At 30.0% G+C, this 21,336-nt stretch carries 15 protein-coding genes; 7 read left to right on the top strand and 8 right to left on the bottom strand.

Features of this window, described 5'->3' with window-relative positions:
* Positions 1-12: 12 nt before the first annotated feature.
* The 8 genes from LOS86_RS05515 to LOS86_RS05480 all read right to left on the bottom strand — a co-directional run bounded on the left by LOS86_RS05515 (position 13) and on the right by LOS86_RS05480 (position 13,585).
* The gene (locus LOS86_RS05515; RefSeq protein ID WP_231843625.1) at positions 13-1,929 is read right to left on the bottom strand and encodes a site-specific DNA-methyltransferase; all 1,917 of its coding nucleotides are present in this window, start codon (positions 1,927-1,929) and stop codon (positions 13-15) included.
* 11 nt (positions 1,930-1,940) lie between these two features.
* Positions 1,941-3,863 (bottom strand): site-specific DNA-methyltransferase, encoded by a 1,923-nt coding sequence (locus tag LOS86_RS05510; RefSeq protein ID WP_231843624.1) that lies wholly within the window; start codon positions 3,861-3,863, stop codon positions 1,941-1,943.
* Positions 3,847-5,250, bottom strand: coding sequence for a GmrSD restriction endonuclease domain-containing protein (locus LOS86_RS05505; RefSeq protein ID WP_231843623.1), 1,404 nt, complete (start codon positions 5,248-5,250; stop codon positions 3,847-3,849). Before LOS86_RS05505 ends, LOS86_RS05510 begins: the two co-directional genes overlap by 17 nt.
* An 18-nt stretch (positions 5,251-5,268) precedes the next feature.
* A complete protein-coding gene (locus LOS86_RS05500; protein WP_231843622.1) occupies positions 5,269-8,127 on the bottom strand; it encodes an SNF2-related protein in 2,859 nt (952 codons plus the stop codon).
* Positions 8,128-8,537: 410 nt separating this feature from the next.
* Positions 8,538-10,664 carry a virulence-associated E family protein gene (locus LOS86_RS05495; protein ID WP_231843621.1) on the bottom strand — a complete coding sequence of 709 codons (2,127 nt, stop codon included), beginning with the start codon at positions 10,662-10,664 and terminating at the stop codon, positions 8,538-8,540.
* Positions 10,665-10,761: 97 nt separating this feature from the next.
* Entirely contained in the window at positions 10,762-11,043 is a 282-nt protein-coding gene (locus LOS86_RS05490; RefSeq protein WP_153200096.1) for a helix-turn-helix domain-containing protein, read from the bottom strand.
* Positions 11,044-11,132: 89 nt separating this feature from the next.
* Positions 11,133-12,041, bottom strand: a complete 909-nt coding sequence (locus LOS86_RS05485; RefSeq protein ID WP_231843620.1) for a hypothetical protein — start codon at positions 12,039-12,041, stop codon at positions 11,133-11,135.
* Positions 12,042-12,367: 326 nt separating this feature from the next.
* The gene (locus tag LOS86_RS05480) at positions 12,368-13,585 is read right to left on the bottom strand and encodes a site-specific integrase (RefSeq protein WP_231843619.1); all 1,218 of its coding nucleotides are present in this window, start codon (positions 13,583-13,585) and stop codon (positions 12,368-12,370) included.
* Between the two features lie 406 nt (positions 13,586-13,991).
* Here LOS86_RS05480 and LOS86_RS05475 point away from each other — a divergent pair, with 406 nt between their 5' ends.
* The 7 genes from LOS86_RS05475 (at position 13,992) to LOS86_RS05445 (ending at position 20,941) form a co-directional block, all read left to right on the top strand.
* Entirely contained in the window at positions 13,992-15,293 is a 1,302-nt protein-coding gene (locus LOS86_RS05475; RefSeq protein ID WP_231843618.1) for a hypothetical protein, read from the top strand.
* Positions 15,294-15,937: 644 nt separating this feature from the next.
* A complete protein-coding gene (locus tag LOS86_RS05470; RefSeq protein ID WP_231843617.1) occupies positions 15,938-16,813 on the top strand; it encodes a hypothetical protein in 876 nt (291 codons plus the stop codon).
* Positions 16,814-17,376: 563 nt separating this feature from the next.
* Positions 17,377-17,835 (top strand): hypothetical protein, encoded by a 459-nt coding sequence (locus LOS86_RS05465; RefSeq protein ID WP_231843616.1) that lies wholly within the window; start codon positions 17,377-17,379, stop codon positions 17,833-17,835.
* A 171-nt stretch (positions 17,836-18,006) separates the two neighbouring features.
* A complete protein-coding gene (locus LOS86_RS05460) occupies positions 18,007-18,540 on the top strand; it encodes a hypothetical protein (RefSeq protein ID WP_231843615.1) in 534 nt (177 codons plus the stop codon).
* A 56-nt stretch (positions 18,541-18,596) separates the two neighbouring features.
* On the top strand, positions 18,597-19,166 hold the full coding sequence (locus LOS86_RS05455) for a DUF3805 domain-containing protein (RefSeq protein WP_231843614.1): 570 nt from the start codon (positions 18,597-18,599) through the stop codon (positions 19,164-19,166).
* A 162-nt stretch (positions 19,167-19,328) separates the two neighbouring features.
* Complete coding sequence (locus tag LOS86_RS05450) at positions 19,329-20,369, top strand: ligand-binding sensor domain-containing protein (RefSeq protein ID WP_231843613.1); 1,041 nt, start codon at positions 19,329-19,331, stop codon at positions 20,367-20,369.
* Between the two features lie 176 nt (positions 20,370-20,545).
* Positions 20,546-20,941 (top strand): lipocalin family protein, encoded by a 396-nt coding sequence (locus tag LOS86_RS05445; protein ID WP_231843612.1) that lies wholly within the window; start codon positions 20,546-20,548, stop codon positions 20,939-20,941.
* The last annotated feature ends 395 nt before the right edge of the window (positions 20,942-21,336 follow it).

The following is a 21,336-nucleotide window of genomic DNA, read 5'->3' as shown; positions in this document are numbered from 1 at the left end:
ATTCATTATTCTTTAAACTGTTCTAAAATCTTCTATATTATGTGACTTTAAAATTTGAACAGCATTAGTTTTTAAATCATCTTTTTGATTAAAACCAGAATCTAATACAATTACTCTAGCTGGGTCCAATTTTGCAATTTCTTTAATCACTTCAACATTTAAACTATCATCTAAACATATTAATAATGAATTGTTTTCTATTGAATACACGTCTTTATTTGCAAGTTTTAACAAATCAATTTTTACTGACAATTTAAAACCAGATTTAAGAATTAATTCAGTTAATATATCTTCTTTTGAACTATTTAAATCAATGTGAAAAAGACCATTTTCTAATTCATTCTCTAATTTCATGTTTTCAGTATTTCCATCCCAAATTTTGAAATTTGACTTATCTAGTTTGAATGATTTAAAACCTAAATCTAAGTTTGTATCGTTCGACTCAACTTCAAATTTTATTTTATTAATTTCTTCTTGTTTTTTAGATTCAATTGTGTTTCTATAATAATTCAAAGCTTTTTTAATTCTATCTCTACCAATATCAGCGATTGTTTTATAACCTTTTTTAAAAGCTTCAGATTTTTCATTACATAATTCTGGTAGTTGAATCATAATAAATTTTCTATTACCATTTGTAATATGATTTAAATCTAATACAGCATGAGCAGTAGAACATGAACCACCAAAAAAATCTAAAATAATATCATTATCATTATCAGAAGTTGCAAAAGACATTAAATGTTTTAAGAGTTCTATTGGCTTTGGATTATTAAATAAATTTGCTGTTCCAAGTGTATTTGTTAATAAAGCCTTACCTTTACTATTAGTTGCTTCATTAATTATCATTGATCTAGGTACTTTCATTTTTTCATCACCATCTTTATCTTTAGCATATATTTTATATTCAACTTTCCAATTTCCTTTAGTATCTTTTTCAATTAATACTTTATTTTCAGATAAAGCTTTTAAAAAAGAATTTTGTTCCCACTTCCATTCATCAAATAACTTGGTACCATCAGGACAATCAATTTCATATTGTAAACCTGGTCTAGGATCATCGGGACGCATCCTTAAGAATGATTTAGTTTGATAAGCTCCTAATTCATTAAAATGTTCATCTCTATACTTATATTTTTTTAAATCATCATCATCTAAAGGTAATCTTAACTTATCAATATAGTTTAGGTTCTTAGCATAGCATAATATGTACTCGTGATCTATTGCAAAATATTTAGAATCATTGCCACCACCACCATGCCTTTTCCAAATTATCTCTTGCAAATAATTTTCTTCACCAAAGATTTCATTACAAATTGATCGTAAATTATGAATTTCATTATCATCAATTGAAATACAAATTATTCCGTCTTTCTTTAATAAATTTCTTGCTAAAAATAATCTAGAATACATCATATTAGCCCAATTTGAGTGATACCTACCAGTTGTTTCTGAATTGGTTGAAAATTTTATACCTTCTTCATTCACTTGACCAGTATATGCTAAATATGTGTTTAAATTTTCTTGAAATCTATCTGGATAAATGAATTCACCCCCTGTGTTATAAGGTGGGTCTATATAAATCATTTTTATTTTACCATAATATGATTTTTGAAGTAGTTTCAATACTTCTAAATTATCACCTTCTATGAAAATATTTTCAGTTGTTTCCCAATTAACACTTTCTTCTTTGCATGGTTTTAAGGTTCCAATGCTTGGTTCCTGTATTACTTTAAAGCAATCTTTTTTACCAGGCCATTGTAAACCAAAACGTTCTTCAGAATCTGATACATCTTCACCTAAAGTTAGTTTTAGTTTTTCGAAATCTATTTTATCTTCTGAAAATACTTGAGGCATGATAGCTTTTAATTGCTTTTTTAAATCCTCAGTTATTTCAAGTGATTTTAAGTTTACTTTTTCTATTTGTTCCATTATTCTTTTACTTAAACTGTTCTAAAGTCTTCAACACCATATGATTTTAATATTTGAGCAGCATTTGCTTTTAATTCGTCTTTTTGATTAAAACCAGAATCTAAGCAAACTACTCTTGCTGGTTCTAGTTTAGCAATTTCTTTGATTACTTCATCATTTAAATTATCATCTAAACAAATTATTAGACTATCATTTTCTATTGAAAAAACTTCTTTGTTTACTAAAACTTTTGAATCTATTTTTACTGTTAATTCAAAACCAGATTTAAGAATTATTTCTGTTAAGATGTCTTCTTTTGAGCTATTGCTGTCGATATGAAACAAAGCTTTTTCTAACTGGTTTTCTATTTGGTTATTTTCGGTATCGCCTTGCCACGTTTTGAAGTTTGAACGGTCTAATTTGAATACTTTAAAACCTAGGTCTAGTTTATTTTTTGGTTTACTTTCTTCTAGTTCTAATTTTCCTTGATTATTTGTTTCTTCATCAATTATTTCCTTTTCTATTTTATTAATAACTCTTCTGATTCTCTCTTTTCCTATATCAGCAATAGTTTTGTACCCCGCTTTGAAAGCTTCACTTTTTTCATCACAAGGTTCTGGGAGTTGTACCATAATGAATTTTCTTTTACCTGAATCTTGTTTATTTAAATCAAGAACTCCATGTGCAGTTGAACATGAACCTGAAAAAAAGTCTAGAGTAATAAAATCACTTTTATCTGAAGTTATTGATAAAATATGTTTTATCAATCTAATTGGTTTTGGACTATCAAAATAAGCTTTGTCATCAAATAATGATTTTAATAATTGACGACCTTCTTGATTATGTCCGACTTCATTGTGAAACCAAATTGTATTAGGCCTTAAACCATCTTGAACTTCAGATAAAAAAGTTTTTAATCTTGGTGTACCATCGCCATTTTTACCAAACCAAATTCTGTTATCTTTAACTAGTTCATCGAATTTATTTTTATTAACACTCCAAAATCTTCCATCAGGAGGAATGCATTCCTTGCCTTTAGGGTTAATAATTGTATATTTTAAATTCTCTGAACCAGACTTAGCAGATAAAACTACTGAAGTCCAAACACCTCTAGGATCATTATCTGGATTTGAGTAACCTGAAGGTATTTCATTACCTCTTGAAAGTAAATTAATATTCCAACAATTATCTACATCAATAAATTTAGATATTTTGGAATAACACAAAATATGATCATGCATTGTAGAAAAATATGCTGCATCATTAGCTCTCGAAAATTTTTTTTGCCAAATTATATCAGCAATAAAATTTTCTTCACCATAAATTTCATCACAAACTTTCTTAAGATTATCATATTCATTATCATCAATTGATATAAAAATGACACCATCATTTTTTAATAAATTTCTAGCTAAGAATAAACGAGGATACATCATATTCAGCCAATTAGTATGAAAACGACCCGAAGTTTCCGTATTAGTGGAGAACTTTTTGCCTTCATCATTAACTTGACCTGTGTAAGCTAAATATGTATCTAAATTTTCTTGAAATCTATCAGGGTAAATGAATTCACCTCCTGTGTTGTACGGAGGGTCTATATAAATCATTTTGATTTTACCATAGTATGATTTTTGAAGTAGTTTTAATACTTCTAAGTTATCACCTTCTATAAAAATATTTTCGGTAGTATCCCAATTTACACTTTCCTCTTTACATGGTTTTAATGTTCCAATACTTGGTTCTTGAATTACTTTGAAACAATCTTTTTTGCCTGGCCATTGCAAACCAAATCGTTCTTCAGAATCCGATATATCTTCACCTAAAGTTAGTTTTAGTTTTTCGAAATCAATTTTGTCTTCTGAAAACACTTCTGGAAAAAGTTCTTTTAACTTGTTCTTTTTGTCTTCTGAAATATTCATTGATTTTAAGTCTAATTTTTTAGTTGTTTCCGACATTGTATTCTGTATTATTCTTCTTTGCTCTATTAAAATATCTTAACACTAACTGTGCATTAGCATACTCTGTTTTTCCCCCTTTTGAGAAAGGAACAATATGATCTACTTCTGAATCTTCGATTGCTAGAATTTGTTGACCACTCAATGCACATACTGGATTTTCTTCAAATAATCTCTTTTTAATTGCATAAGGAAAAGTTCTTTGTTGATACGATTTATCACCAATGATTTCATCTAATTTTTCATACCAAATTTTGAAGCGTTTTTTTAATACGTTTTTATCAGAAGTTTGAATTAATATTGACTCAATAAATTCTTGATTATTTGACATTAAATCTAACATTGCTTCTCTTATGTAATCTGCATGCTGTAATACTTCATTTTTTGAATAATTTACAAAACCACACATTTGGATATCAAACAATGCCATGTTTAATCGTGTTTTTATCCAACCTCCTTTATCAGTATTTTCATCGATTGGAACATATCTTCTGAAAGCTGTCTCACCAAAAACTACTTTAACTAAGTCAATAACATGTAAAAATCTTTCTCTGTATTCTTTTTCTTTAGCTGCTGAAAAGTTTCTATTATCTCTTAACTCTTTATTACAGAATTGTTTCATACTTGGTTTATAATTCAAATATGTTTTTTCACTTAAAGCAAAGAATCTTAAAATCATACCTCTGTATATCATTCTTTTCTTGTAGTTGTCTTTACTCACAAGGAAATGAAATGTTGGGTCCTGTTCTAATTCGCCTAAAAGTTTTACATAGTTTCCACGATATACTGTATTACGGATTTCATCTTCATTTAATTTAATTGAACCTGTATTTAAACGTTCAAATATTTCAAATTTTATGTCTTCGTTTGATTCTTTCTTAATTATAATTGTATGAAGTGTTGTCTTCTTTATTTTGTTTTGTTGTTCTTTGTCTAACTGAGCAAATGTTTTTTTGTTTAATTCCTTTAACACATTTAAACCAGTTAATTTAAAATCAGTTCTATCGGGATATTTCCCACTCAAAAATGAGATAAAAGTTGTAAGTCTTTGTTGACCATCAATTACACTATACGTTTCATTTTGTTCTTCGGCTAAATAAACAACTGGAATAGGTACATCCATTAAAACAGATTCTATTAATTTACTTGCTATAGCTGGAGTTGCTACATATTTACGTTGGTAATCTGGTTGTAAATCAATATCACCATCTTGATGCATTGAATGGAATTCGCGAATGGAAAAATCTTTTGCTTGCCAAATAATTTTTCTATTATCTTCTTCTGATAATTCTAATTCTTCATTTGTATCAAATTCATTTTGTAAATCTAATAAATCATCATCACTCCATTCATCGTTTTCTATATTTGAGTTTGATTGTGTATTCATGTATTCCAATATATTTTATTAAATTAATTCCCAGTTTATTTTAAAAAGTAATTTTAACTCTATCTTTTGTTGCAATTTAGCCTCAACAATATCTATGATTTTATCTTTTTCTTCTTCGATTTTTCTCCCTTCAATTTCATATTGTCGCCAAGCTTCATCGCGTTTTTGTTCTTTATCCTTGAGTTTTTTTCGCATGCTTAATTTCTCAGGTAAACTTTGAGATAATCTACTAATACGTTTTAGATCTTTGATTTCTTCCTCTAATTCTTTTAAAGTTACTTTCAGAGAATTTCTTTTATCATCTGACCATTTATCTAATTTCTCTAATTCTTCATCAAAAAATGTTGCATTTCTATTTTCAATTTGTCTTAAGATAGTTGCTTTATTTTTATCAAAAGTGTTTTCTAAAATTGATTCTTTATAGATTTCATAAGTAGTTAATTGTTCTTTAACTGGGAGGCTTAATAATCTTTCACATTCTTCTTTTGTTAAACGTGTGTCTTCTGAAATACCCGAAAGTACAATGTAATCTTCCTCTTCAAGAGCAGAAACTGTTACTTGATTTATTTGTAAACTACCTTTTTTGCCAATGTACTTTTCTAATAAGGCTATGTTTGTTTTTGTACCTGTATAATCAAAAGTTAAAGTACTATTTTCAAGATTAATTTCTTTAAAATAATTTATTATTGATTGAGCCAAAGGATGACCTAAACGATAAAAATAGGCACTTTCTGCTTCTTTATTTAATTGATATCTTCCAGTGTTAATGCTAGGAACATTGTAGGGATTTTTATTCAATTGAAATAAAAATTTATTATCATCAAAATTAGCTACTTCTTTTAGAGCCAATTTTGTTATTTTCCATAACCACTGCTGGTATTTGTTCAAATAAATTTCACTGTCGTTAAGTGTAACCTTTAGTTTTTCAATTACTTCTTCATCAAAATTTTCAAGTAATTTTTGTCTTGTTTTTTTATATTCTACATCAATGTCTTCTTTGAATTCTTCTTTTAATTTATCAAATGCTAGATTGATTTCTTCATTAGTTCTACAATATTGGTATATCTCAGCAATTTTCTTTTCAAAATCAATTCCACTTTCTATGGAACCCAATACTTCATCACTTGCCCCAAATACTCCATCAAATAATTTAAACTTTTCATTAAGAATTTCAAAAACTCTTTGATCAGCTGCATTGTTAGTATTTACAAAGTTTACCACAACGACGTCAAATTTTTGGCCATATCTATGACAACGACCAATTCTTTGTTCAATTCTTTGAGGATTCCAAGGTAAGTCGTAATTGATTAAAAGTGAACAAAATTGTAAATTGATACCTTCAGCAGCAGCTTCTGTAGCAATCATAATTTTAGCTTCGTTTCTAAAATGTTCAACAATAGCAGCTCTAGTATCAGCACTTTTAGCACCACTAATTACATCCGTGCCTTTATGTTTCGCTATCCAAGATTGATAAATTTCGTTAATTTCTGGTGTATTATTTTGACCATTGAATAAAACTACTTTTCCTTTGTAATCTTCTGATTGTTCTAATAACTCTTTTAAATAGTACTGAGTTCGTTGTGATTCAGTAAAAATTATAGCTTTTTCATTAGCTTTAAATTCTCTTAACTTATCAAAACCTTGTTCTAAGGCTGTTTTCAACTTTTCACCTTTAGCATTATGTACAATATTTTCAGCTAAATCTCTGAATGTGTATAGTTCTTCAACTTCGTTTTCTATTGCTTTTATTTCTTCATCAGTATAGAATTCCTCTTCTTCAACAACTTCGTTTTCGTAATATTCCTCCTCTAACTCTTCATAAGTATCGTAGTCTTCAAATATATCATCAAAAGATTGATTGACTTTGATTTTCTTTAATTTGTTGTCTAATTTAACTGCTAAAGACCCAATTGTTTTTGCAATAGCGTGAGTAGAAGAAGCAAGCAACTTTCTTAAAATTAGCGTTATTAGATGTCTTTGACTATTTGGTAAAGCGTATAAACTCTCTCTTTGTAGATACTCAGACACCATATCGTATAACAACTGTTCATCTTTACTGGGTGTAAAGTTAATTGTTAAGGGTATTCTGTTTGTATAGTTAATATACTCCTGAACTTGTCTTCTTAAGTTTCTTTTACAAATTGGTTTTAATCTTTCTTTTAAATCATCAAAATCTTCTTCGTTGTTAAGTCGAGAAAATTGAGATTTAAAACTTTTTATATCACCAAATGTAAATTCATCTATAATGCTTACCAAACCAAACAACTCTAAAAGGGAATTTTGTAAAGGTGTAGCAGTTAATAATACTTTCTTTCTTAATTCTAAAGCATTTTTGATGTTGTTGCCAATTTTATTATTTGGACGATATACATTTCTTAATTTGTGAGCTTCATCAATAATTACTAAATCCCAGTTAACCAAACTTAAAAAATCAGATTTATTGCTTGCAAAATTGTATGATGTAATGACTATTTGAGTTTGTTCAAATGGATTGAAAACATCATTTTTTTTGAACTGATTAAATGATTTTGTTTCTAAAATCATTGACGGTAAATAGAATTTATCCATCAATTCCTGATTCCATTGTTTTCTTAAACTTGAAGGACAAATGATTAACAACTTTCTTTTTCCAACAGCCCAATGCTGAGACAATAAAATACCAGCTTCAATTGTTTTTCCTAAACCAACTTCATCTGCTAAAATAGCACCCTTGGAAAGAGGAGAATTAAATGCAAATAAAGCTGCTTCAATTTGATGCGGATTTAAATCAACTTTAGCGTCCATTAATGTTGCACTAAGTTTTTCAACACTATCACTAGGACAACGTTTCGTTAATTCATAGGCATAATATTTGGCTTGATATTGATTAATAATCATCTTGAAGAATAGAATAGAAATGTATAGAATATTAATTCGTAAACTTACAAAAAAAGTATTGAAAGAAAAATGTGGAAAACCGTATTTACGTTAAAATTGATGAAAAATACTGCAAAATACCGCAGGGTGTAGGGTGTAGGGAAAAACCGAGTAAAAGATTTTTATTTTTTAGGAAATAAAAAAAACGGATTTATTTGAGGAATTTGGTGCAAACTACACTTTGAAGTTTATTGATTTGCTTTTGATTGTGCCGATGTTGCTAGAAAATTTGAAAAGTAAAAAAACTCAAAATGTTTGTGTGGAAATTTGGTTACACCCCTTACACCCTCTTTTTAGTATTCAGTTTTCGGTGGTCAGTTTGCAGAAAGAAAAGTGGCAACTTGCGTTTACCACTTTTGATTTTTTTGTGTTCATATTTCGGATTGTCGGTTGGTTTGATCTACTTCTTCGTAGGTGAATTCTTTTACTGCGTAGACTGGACTTCCTTTTCGCATTAGTCTTGTGAAATTGTGTTTTTTTAAAGCTTTTCCGATTTTGTTTATTGTTCCGTCGTTAATAGTGATTTTTGCTCTTTCGGCTAGTTTAGCTGCTATTTGTGAGGCGTTTAAATAATGTGTAGCATTTTCTCTATCGCAAGGTTCAAACCAAGTTAAAAGCAATTCTTCTTCTGGGCTTCGTAGTTGGTATTGTTCGTTGTTTTCGGTGATGTTTTTGATTTCTTCTTGGTCGAACCAATGTCTGAATCCTGTTTTAAATAAATACAAGGCTTGTGATAATACATTGTCAATATTGATTTCGTGTTGGTATTGGATGTTTTCTACCTCAAAACAAAGAAATCTTCTGCTTCCTGTACTGTCGTTTAAGAATTGCGCTGTGTTGACACTTCCGGCAAATGATGCGCGTCTTGGCATGGTTTCGTTGTTGTGTCCGTAGGCTTTTCTCATTCTGATTTGTGTCTTTGTGATGATTTCTTTTAAGCTTCCAATTTCGGAACGGTTTAGGTTTTCTAATTCGTCCAGGTTGATTAACATACATTCTGAAAGCTGCACTAAAGTGTCTTTGTTGTTTGGGTTTATGGTTCCAGAGAATAGATACTCTTTTAACTTTCTAGGTACTAGTTTTTCTACCCAAGTGGTTTTTCCTAATCCTTGTTTTCCACTGAATACAATTACCGTGTGATTGATTACTTTGTCATCCAATACACAACCTACCATTGCTACAATCCATTTTTTAAAACACTCTTGCCAAAGTTCTTGTTTTGTAGTGGTTATCGTGTTTGCCAATTCTAAAATATAATCTGTTTTTTCATCATACGATGGTAGATTGTAAAAGTAATCTTCGAACGGATTGTATAATTCACAGAAATCGGAATACAATAGGTTTCGCAAAGAAGAAAGGTTTGTTTTGATTCTTCCTTTTAAACATTCACGAAGCATTGAGTTTTCAATGAAATCGTTCATTACATGCCATTTCTTTTTACCGAAATACTGAAACTCTAACTTACCAGAAACCATGTTATGCCGAAATACATATCTTGTTGATAGGAATAGTTCTAATCGGTCGATTTGTGTTGGTTTTGGTTTGTCTTCGTCGTCGTCCTCATAGAAGTCGCCTCTCGACTCCGCTCGAGGTGACAAGTTTTGATTGTCTGATTTTTTTGTGTTGTTTTTAGTGTTTCTGTTCTTTTCAAAGTTTTCATCTTTACCAAATTCGTGAATGTTTCCGTAGGCGCTGTGAACGGTTTGTGTTACTTCTTTTTCGTCATAGCCAAAGTCTGTTAGTATGAAGCTTAGTGCTTCGTTTAATGAAATGCCTTTTCGGTTTAGGTTGCACGCGAGTTGGTGTACAAATACGTTTCGGCTACCTGTCGCGTATTGCACTTTTTTTTCGGTGAAGCGGACGCAGTGATTATAAACAGCTTCGCTGTTAGTCGCAGTCACAGTCGCGGTTGGCAGTTGTGTCACTTCGACAGGCTCAGTGTGACTGGATTGCTTCGTTTCACTCGCAAAGACGATAGCAGCTTCGTTTTGATAAAGGTTATCATCGAATGAGTAGAAACATAGTCGGGTTATGTCTTTTCCGGATTTGTCTATTTCATGGTTTAATAGGGTTTCATAGTATTTTTGAATGGCCAAAAAGGTTTCTTTGTGGTCTTCTTTTGTTGTGTTTACTTTTACTAAAATTTTTAATCCATTACCTGATGGACTTATGAAACTTGCATAGGTGTATTCGGATTGATTGGCTTTGTGCTTTGCGTTTTGTAAATCGTTTTGACTTAATTTATCGATGTCTAGGATAATGAAATTGGAGTATGCTTCTAGAAATTCCATTTTTCTTCCACCAACAAATTTTCCTGAAGGAGTGAATGCAGGTAATGATTTTTTGGCTTTTTCATAGGCTTCTAGTTTGTTTTCTGCTAATGATTTACGCAAATAGGTTATCCCTGGTCTGTACTTACCTGTTTTGATTTCGTGCAGGATTTCGGGAATTGTTTTGTGTTCTATTACTTCGTTGAAGTTTTTGAAGATTGTTATCATGTTTGAGTGATTAGTGAAAAGTGATTAGTGAAAAGTCTTAGTGGTTGTTCCTGTTTTACAGTCACAAACTTCACAGGTTCCGTTGCACTGTTTCATACTATTTCCCTTTGAATGATTTGTTGTAGTGTTCTTGTAGTAGTTTTTCAACATCAGAAAGTTTGTAGTAAATTTTGCTACCTACTTGACTGAATGAGATTTTACCTTCATCTCTCCAGGTTTGTGCTGTGCGTTTGGAGATTTTCATGAGCATGATGAACTCTTGATTGTCTAAGAAGGTTTCTTTCTTTGGGTCTGGCTTGGTGTTTAGTTGGCTTTGAATTGCGTCTAATTTTGCCATTAAGTCGTTGTACTGGTCTTTTGTTAAAATAATTGCTTCCATTTTCGTAGTTTTTAAAAGTTTATGGAGCAAAATTGTGAAGTAAAAACAAGTCCCTTAGTCCCAAACGGGTCCCAAGGGACTATTATTTATTAGAGGAAATTGTCGAGGTCTATTCGTTTGTGGGTCTTTGGTCGTTTATCGCCTCGAGATGGTTTGAGGATGGTTTCGACCGTTTGGGGACTTATTTCGTTGTTGTCTTTGTCGATAAAGTTATTGACGATCATATTTACTATTTCGCCATTGGAAGCATCAATAAATGATTTTCCATCAACAAATAGTTCACGACTTAGTTGGTAGAAAATATCTACTAATTGGTTTAGATTTCCGTTGAATTTCAGTTTTTTAGTGGTTAGTTTTTTCTCCAGTTCTAGTTCTTTTTCCTTCTCAATTTCCGAACGCATTTTGCGAAGCGTTTGTAATTTTTCAATCAGCTGAACACATTGTTGGTCATAAGAATGTAGTTTACTGTTTATTGAAATTATGTCAGCTTGTCGGTATTCGAAAATTTCTTCGTTTAAAAACAAGATTTGTTCATTGAACGATTCCATTTTTTCAACCTGTTGTTTGATTTCAAAAAATGAAAAATAACGATCTTCCGATTCGGCATTGATTAACCTTTTTGGAGTTGCTTGCTTAGTTTCTTTTACGCTCGAAGATTGCAGCTCTGTTCGTTTTTTCTCGATGATATTGTACAATTTGTTGAATCTACTCAATGCTTTTTGGCTAAAGAATAGTTCTTCATTGTTGGCTAATAATTTTTCAAACTTGTTTAACCAGGTGTTTCCGTCTTGGGCAAGTTGGAGTTGGTAGTTTATGAATTCGGGTAGTTGGGATTGTGGGATTGTAAATACTTTTTCGAGTAAAGCAATACAATAGTTTTCCAGTGTGGGTTCCTGGTCGTGAGTAATGTCAAAAATAGAAGCTGCACTTTGTGCTGTGTCGATGGTTCTCCATTCTGAGAACAATGATTTTTTGATGTTTTGCCCTTTTAAGTTCACGTTTTTTGCCGGTGTTAAATTTGTTCATTCGTAATTATTTGGTTAGTCCATGTAAAAACCAGTTTATTCACATCAGCTTTTAGCTCAAAGTTCGACTATACTTCAAGTAAATTAAGGCTTGATTTTGTGTAAATAAGATTTTTTTGGATGCCTAAAATTAGAACAAATAAAGTACCAGTTTGCGTTGTTTTTCGTACAAGTTTTTAACAAAATTGCGAAGGCTTGTATTTGCTAGGGTTTTGGATTTCGAGAGTATAAAAGAGCAAAATTTACCTTCGAAAAAGAAAACGAGAGTAATTTTTTGAAGTAATTACTCTCGTTCTGTTTTAGTAGATGTAGTTGTCAACCGCTTTGTCTAATTCTTCTGAAATGATTTTGGCATATACCTGGGTTGTGCTGATATCGCGGTGGTCCATTAGTTTTGAAACGTGCTCAATTCTCATTCCGTTATTTAAAGCATTTGTTGCAAAAGTGTGGCGGCTTATGTGAAATGTTACTTTTACTGGAATTTCTAATTTCTTTGCAATGCGCTGTAATTGAAAATTAGCCGCTTTATTGGCACTTTCTATAAAAGTATAACGGTATTCATCATTCTTTAAATACAGCTCTTTATTTGTGATTACAGGGAATATAAAGTCGTCTTGTTCTGCATCTTCCTTTTTGTACTTGTTGATGATGTTCAATGCTAACTGACCTATTTTAAACTGATGCATTCTTCCTGTTTTGCGAATTACTTTATGTATTCTTCTTTCTTCTTCATTGAAGTGTTTTACTTGAAATTCTAATACATCACTGAATCGTAATCCTCCTGCGAAAATTGAAAAGATAAACATATCGCGATATACACTCGCTTTTGATTTTTCATCTAGTTTATAATTGATAATCGCTTCGAATTGCTCTTTCTTTAAAAACTGTCTTCTGCTTGGGTCTTTCTTTAATTTCAACTTACTAAACGGATACATGTATTCCGGAATTAAATCTTCTTTGATAGCCTCTTTGAACATAATTGCCAAAATCATAATCGAATAACGTTGTGTTGTATTTCCGTTTTTTAGTTCGTTGCTTAGATAACTCATATAGTCCATTAATAATGAAACTGTAATGTCATCAAAATAAACCTCCTTCGTTCCTACCCATTTTTCGAACTTATCTAAATAGGCATGGTAATTTTTATAAGTTGAAATAGATACGTTGTTTTTGATTCGTTCACAATGTTTACGTGAGTAGTCGAAGAAGTTAGGCACTTCTTTTCCTTTTATGGCTTCTTTTAGTTTTTTAATGGAAACGGTTTTTACTTTTCGTTCCATGTCGGCAACTTGTCCTTCAGCATCGGCAATTTTTTGAGCAAGTGCAGCATTCATTCGCGCGCTATTAGGATAGCTTTTCTTAACTCTCTGCTTTGCTTCATCCCAATCACTTTCTTTAAGCTTGAGTCCGGCAGTGATAAATTTCGTTTTTCTATCTTTTATAATTCTAATGTACAAAGGGCTTTTACCTGTTTGATCTTTCTGGTTGGTGCGTAGTATTAATTTAATAGATGCCATAAAAATAGAATATTAGAAATGTTGTACTATATTTGTAAAGCGGTGCAAACGAGTGAAAGTATTGATTTTACTAGTGTTTCATTCTAGTGCAACGGAGTACTAAGGTACAACAATTGGTACAACAAATCAAGTATTTTTATGCTTTTTTATGCTTAAATTTGCTTTAGTATTTTTTATAAAGTCAATAAATACAGTACTTTAAGTGCAAAAGGGTACTTGCAGAATTATTATAGAGATAACAGCGGTTTGCTTCAATGGCTACTTCCGGATTTTCCTGCGGAAAATCCGCTGTTGAATGGAATGTTTTGTTATTTTTGTAATGGCTTGGTGTTGCATTTACGCCACATTTTTAAGCCGCGAAAAGTTAGCAGATAGTTTCCCCAAAAAAGCGTAAAAAATATCCTAAATGAAATTCTATATTAAATATCTTTTTTGCCTCTTCAGCTTTTTGGGAATTGCACAAAGTAATTTTCAAAATGATAGCGGTTCAATAACTCAAATAAAATTAATGTATTCCGAATATAAAGATTTTGTGTCAGTAAAAAATAAGTTATATGCTATATCTCAAAATAATGATTTAATTGAAATTGATTTAAAAAAAGATAATTTCAAATTAATTAAAAATAACATTACTGCAATTGCGAAAAAATCAAATGACGAATTAGTCTTTGGAAGTAAAGATGGAAAAATATTTATACTAAATAACAAACATAAAATTAAACAGATTGAGAAAATCGATGCAGAAATATTTTCTGTATTAATAAATACAAAAGATGAATATATAATATATTCCAACAAATCTATTTACTACAACAAAAAAAATTATATACCTAAAAGGGAAACCAATTTTTATGGAAAAGTTAGAGCAAAATACACTGGAACAATATTAATTGAACCTGATTACATTTATTTAGATAAAATGAATTTTATTTGGTTTGCCTATGATGAAGGAGAATGGGGAGGAAATGTTTGCTTTTTTGATTTAAATAAAAAAGAATTCATTTACGATCATTGGTTAAGACTTGATGAAGAGGTTAAATATAAAGACAGAAATGACTATTTCACAAAATTAAAGAAAAAATATCCAGAAATAATTAAAGTAACAGAAAGAGATACAATTTATAAATATCCATATAATTTAAGTATTTCAAGTGTAGCTAAAGGAGTTGCTTATAATAATACCGACGACTTATTCATAACTTCAAGTGGAGGTGGTCATACAATGATTTATGCTACCGAAAAAGACTTTCATTATTATGTTGATGGAACAATCGTGAAAATTTCAAAAAAAGAAAAAGATTATTATAAATCATGTTTTGATAAGGAAATTCTTGAAGATGAAAAATATAAGTTTGCTTTTGCGAGAAACTTTATGGGATTTAAAAATGATGACAGAGAATTGAGAGAAAAAATATTGACCGAGAATGAAATTAATAAATTAGGACCAATTACATTTAATAAATTCGATAATAAACTTTACTTCTTTAGCTCTAAAGGTTTTTATACTTTAAATAATTTAGATTGTTCTTTTTCAAAAAAACTATTTTTTAGTCCAAAACTAACTTGTAATTCACAATATGAGAAAGACTATTGTTTACATTTAAATGTGATTAAGTTTGAATTTATAAGTGAAAAAGAAATTCTATTTCTAACCAAAAATGATGGAATTGGATACTATAATGGTGAAAGTATAAAATATTATAGATAACTTAAATAATAAAACCATCTGCTAACACAGGTTTTGCAAGATTGCGGGTTTTGGGCTTAATTTAAAGTTAGTTTTATATCTTTGAGTTCAATGTTAAACCAAAATTTTGAGTTTGTTTAGTCCGCAACCTTGCAAAGCCGTAAAACGTTAAATGCAATATATTTTCCGAACTTACGCAGAAGGCTTCGCTCCTATTTTTCCGTTTGATATTTTTAAAAATAACTTGCCGAAAATTTTTGCGTGACAAGTGAAATCCGAACCGAACTTTGTCGATAAACTTTGTGTTGAAATTAAGTTTTCGGGAAAATTCGCTGTTAAACTAAAACCTGAAACTAAACGTTGCGTGAAAATATGCTTTGCGTGACAATCCGAACTTTGCGGATAAACGTTGCGTTGAGTTTTTAAGTTCCGAAAATATTATACTGTATACAACAGCGGTTTAAAAATATGGCTAGTTTCGGGAATTTTTGAAATGGCGCAGTTGTTTAATTTAAAGTTTTGGTTATATTTGTAATGGCTTGGTGTTGCATTTACGCCACATTTTTAAGCCGCGAAACGTTAACAACAAATTTTGACAACTAGGTCGGAAATACCGAAACAGCGACCAAAAAATCTGAAAGTAGGTTTTAATTAATTAATTTTATATGAAAATTTCTATTCTAAAAACTTTAGTGATTACGCTTTCTCTACTTTTATCAGAAAATGTAATTTGTCAAAACTCTGAATTTGAATTAACTGAATTAATTTCGACGGACGAACTTTTTAAAACCAAAAATTTGGTAACTGAAGAAAATTCTGTTGATTTTTTGAGACAATTTTATGCATTATCACTTGTAGAAAAAATTTCACAAAGTGAAGATTTAAAACTAGCGGTTCTAAATATAATTGATAAAGATATTTTTTCATGTAGTGAATTAGATGTTAAAAAAGTTTTAAACTTTATAAAAAAATCTAAAACAAAAAATGAAATCTTAAAGGAAATTGAGAAAAACTTTAATAGTCCAAATTCTTTTTTCAATGAAACCGCAGAAGAAGGAATTGCGGAATTTGAATTACTTAAATTAACTGAAGAAACTTATGCTTTAAACGCAAAAGTTTGTGGAAGTGGTGCAGGTTATCACAATCAATTTCTATTAGTACATAATTTTGATACAGTTAACCCAAATTTTATTGACGGTGACAAATTTTTAGAAGGTATATTTTTTACTGCAAAATCTAAATTAGAAAAAAAATTAAATGCAAAATTTAATAGACAATTTGCTAAAATGCAAAATTTTGGAACAACTCAAATAAACGGTGAAGATTATATAACACTTCCATATTATCAAGGAAATGAAAATATTGGAGGATTTTTATATGATTTAATTATTGCTTATAATTTTAAAAGCAACTCTTTTTATTATATTTATGATAATCCAAATTCTGAAAATGACAATTGGAAACGTGATAGAAACGATTTAGATTTTCAATTCTATACTTGGGTTACAGAAAAAAATCCGAATTGGAAAACTGTTGAATAAAAAAATCTGTTATTAACATTGGTTAGCTGTTATTGTGGCTTCTCGCCTACTTCCGAATTTTCTCCGAAAATCCGAAAGTGTTCGTATATTTGGTTTGGCTAGTAACTAAACACCACAACAGCAGCTAGTCAAGGACCGTTAAATGCAATATATTTTCCGAACTTTCGCAGAAGGCTTCGCTCCTATTTTTCCGTTTGATATTTTTAAAGATAACTTGCCGAAAATTTTTGCGTGACAAGTGAAATCTGAACCGAACTTTGTCGAAAAACTTTGTGTTGTAAATACATTCCGGAAAACCAAACTTTGCGCGACAGATCAAGTTTGCGTGACAATGGAAAGCCGAAAACCAAACTTTGTGGATAAACGTTGCGTTGTCTTTTAAGTTCCGAAAATATAAAACTGCATTTAACAGCGGTTTAAAAATATGGCTACTTCCGGATTTTCCTACGGAAAATCCGCTGCTGAATGGAATGTTTTGTTATATTTGTAATGGCTTGGTGTTGGCTCAACGCCACTGAGAGCAAGCCGCAGGACGTTGGCAATAATATCGAAACCTAATGAATATGAAACAAATCATTACAATAATATCTTTATTTATATCATTAATTAGCTTTTCACAAATTAATTTGACTTACGAAGAAGTTCAACAGAAATTCGGAATCGAAAACATATCAGAATCTCAAACAGCTGAAAACCATTTTGAGGTTAAAAAACAAAATGAATTGGAAACAATTAAATTCAATTACAATACTGAAAATATTGTGACAATGATAGAAATTGAAAGTAAACAATCAATAGATAATCATCGATTTCATAAACTTGCAAAAGAACTTAATCCAAAATTTAAATTGACATCATTTGGAGAAACTGATACGATGAATTTTTATTACGACTCAAAAAATAAACTTTTGAATATTAAAGTATATAAAACAAGTAAAAAATCCGAACTGAATAAAGTTATTTTTATTTCAGACACTGAAATAATTTCGGAATTAATTCCAGATATAAAAAAATGGAAATAAATACTATTGCCAACAATGTATAACGCAATTACGGCGGATTCGACTACGTCCGAATCCACTCGGAATTGCTAACGTCTGTGCTAAACCGAAAATTAACGCATATTAACCCGTAACTGACGGTTATACGAGACCGTTAGTGGCAATTTTACCGAAAACCTAAAAATAAGAAACATGCATAAAGTTCGAATATTTTTTCTTATTACATTCGCTCTAATTTCTTGTAATCAGAAAAAAATTGAAAAGAAAGACGATTTAAAAAAGTATGATGAAAATGGAAAGCTTATAGTATACAGCGAAGAAGTTTATTTTAAAATGTGGATAAAAAACAATAACTTGAACGTAACTGTTATAGACACTTTTTGCACAAACCAAAAATCAAGAGCCAAAGAAGACATTCAAAATGGAAAACTCGTTTATTTTGGTTATCATCCTAGAGAATTTAAAAAAATGACAGAAAAGCTTAAAAGATATGGGATTCAAACAAAAGAATATTTGAGAAGAGATATAGGAATGCCAGGATTCAAACCTTATTGTTATGAAGACGAAATGAATAATGAAATTAGCAGAAAATATGGAGAGAATTTCATTGATTCAATTTTTATTGTTTCTCAAAAAGAGAATGTGTTAGAAAATCCAAACGTTGAATATATAGAAGCTGGTAAAGATCTTAGGGAAAAATATCTGAATATAAAAAACAGCCACTAACCGCGGTTTGCTTTAATGGCTACTTTCGGATTTTCCTACGGAAAATCCGCTGCTGAATGGAATGTTTTGTTATATTTGTAATGGCTTGGTGTTGGTTCAAAGCCACTGAAAGCAAGCCACATAACGTTATGGGCAAGTTTAATACAGAAATGAAATACACAATTCTTTTAATATCGTTTTTGTTTATGAGTTGTAATTCGCAACCAAAGAACAATCTTTTTATTTCCGAATTTGGATACTCAATAATACTTCCTGAAAAATGGGCTGAATACGAAGACGAAAAAAATGTAAATGCATTCTTTGACACAGAAAATTGGACTGGTAATTTAAGAATTACTGTAATTGAATTAGATAGAAACATTGATGACCATTATATTGAAAAGGAATACAAGAGTCTTAAAAACGCCGAAAAAATTATTACTCAAAATGGTTATATTGGATTTAAGTATATAGAAAAATCTCAGGACGGTTTAATGTATTATTGGCAATTATTTTATAAAAATAAATTGTTTGTTTGTTCATTTTTATTGAACCCCGAAAATAATACAAAGTTAAAAGAAACCGAAATTGAAAAAGTTGGAAAAATTATAAATTCATTGAAAGCTTTTAATAAAACCAGCCCATAACAGCGGTTTGCTTCAATGACTACTTCTCAAGATTCCTTTGCATAATCCCATACTCTATAGAATGTTTCGTTATATTTGTAGTGGTTTGGTGCTTTTATATGTTACCTACTACTAGTCAGTGGAAATTCTATGACAACATTTTCAATCTTCAAAAAGACAACTATGAGATTATACCTACTTTTATTTCTTAGCACCTTTACTCTATTGACATCATGCAATGGACATACCACAAATCAGAACAAAAACACCAACCAAGGTATAAAAGGCGACATCGTAAAAGAACTTGGAAAAAGCATAATGGTGGTCTATCAAGACAGTAAAAACATTTATTGGTTTGGTAGTTGGGAAACAGGAGTATATAAATACGATGGAAAAAAATTGATTAATTATACAACAAAACATGGTTTGCCAAACAATAGAATTGATGAAATAAAAGAAGATAAATCAGGCAATTTATATTTCACAAGTAGTCATCCAAATTCTACAATAAGTAAATTTGACGGAAATACATTTACAACATTGGAGGCAATACCAAATAATGATTGGAAACTCAATTCCACAGATATGTGGTTCAAACATTCTTATGGAAATGAAAAAGTATATCGTTATGACGGAACTACTTTATATGAATTGCAATTACCTAAACCACCTAATCTTCCAAATCCATTTGAAATCTACAGCATTTATAGAGACCGTAAAGGAAATATTTGGTTTGGCTCTAACCCTGTTGGAGTATGTAGATATGATGGAAAATCGTTTGAATGGATAACAGAAGAAGATGTGACAGAATTTCGCGATGAAGGTGCAAACGGTGTGCGTTCAATTACAGAAGACAAAAATGGTGACTTTTGGTTCAATACGGAATATCGTTATAGTGTGTACGATAGCACCACATTAAAAAGCAATAAATTTTATACCCGACATAAAAGCATAGGTGGTTTAGATGGGAAAACTGCTAGCAATTTGGATGAATATCTTTCAACAGTAAGAGACAACAATAATAATTTGTGGTTTGTAACCTATCTAGATGGCGTTTGGAAATATGATGGAACGAAAATCACTCATTACGTAGTTCAAGAGAATTCAAAAGACATTACTTTATTCAGCATTTACAAAGACAACAATGGTGACCTTTGGCTTGGAACACACCAAAATGGAACATGGAAATTTAATGGAAAAACATTTGTAAAATTTGTACAATAACCAACAATGAAGAGTTTTCATTAAGAAAGGTATTGCTTCAAAAGCCTCTTCCGTATTTTCTTACATAAAACTTACTATTCAATAGAATGTTTTATTATATTTGTAAGGGTTTGGTGTTGCTTTAAGTCATTAATTCTAGCTTTAAAATTTGTCTAATATTGTTTTAAAATCATCAAATGAAACAGATAATAATCACACTTTTCTTTGTCATAAATTTATTTAGCATTACTAATTCAAATGAGAAAAAAATCTTAGGAGAATGGAGATATCAAAAAACTCAATTGACTGAAAAAATAGGAGAAAATCTTTACCGACAAAAAAACTCAGGAGTTGTTGGCGAACTCAAGATTAACTTTAAAAATGACTATACCGGAACTTCAAAAAATTCTCAAAGTGAAATTATTGATCAATTTACTTGGAAAGTATCAAGAGACAAATTGACAATTAAGTATCTTGGAGATGACTTGATTTTGAAATCATTTAGTAATGAGTTTAAAATCAAAATTCTGACAAAACATAAAATGGTGATTTATAATCAAGCAGAGAATAAGTCAATATTTTTTGAAAGGTAATTACAATAGCTTTTTACAGCTAATTATTGTAATTGCAATGAATAATACCCATTCGGAATTTATTTCGAAAATTCCATAAGTAATATTACATTTGGATTTTTTTGCCTTAAATTTAATTGACTACTTTAAATGGCAAACCCTTGAAAATAATTTAAAAAAACCTTATAAACATGAAACAAACTATTTCTAAAGTCTCTTAATTTATATTGTTAATCAACTATTCACAAATTAATCTGACTTTCTAATAAGTTAAATGTAAATTCTGATTAAATAATATAACTGAATCTCAAACCGATGGAAACCATTTTGAGATGAAAAAAATAAATGAAACGAAAACAATTAAATTTATAAAAAATATCCAAAATATAGTGATAATAATTGAAGTAGAATATAAT

Origin of the sequence: Flavobacterium cyclinae (genome assembly GCF_021172145.1) — a bacterium.
In the GTDB taxonomy this organism is placed as follows: Bacteria; Bacteroidota; Bacteroidia; order Flavobacteriales; family Flavobacteriaceae; genus Flavobacterium; species Flavobacterium cyclinae.
This window is presented reverse-complemented; position numbering and strand designations above follow the sequence as displayed.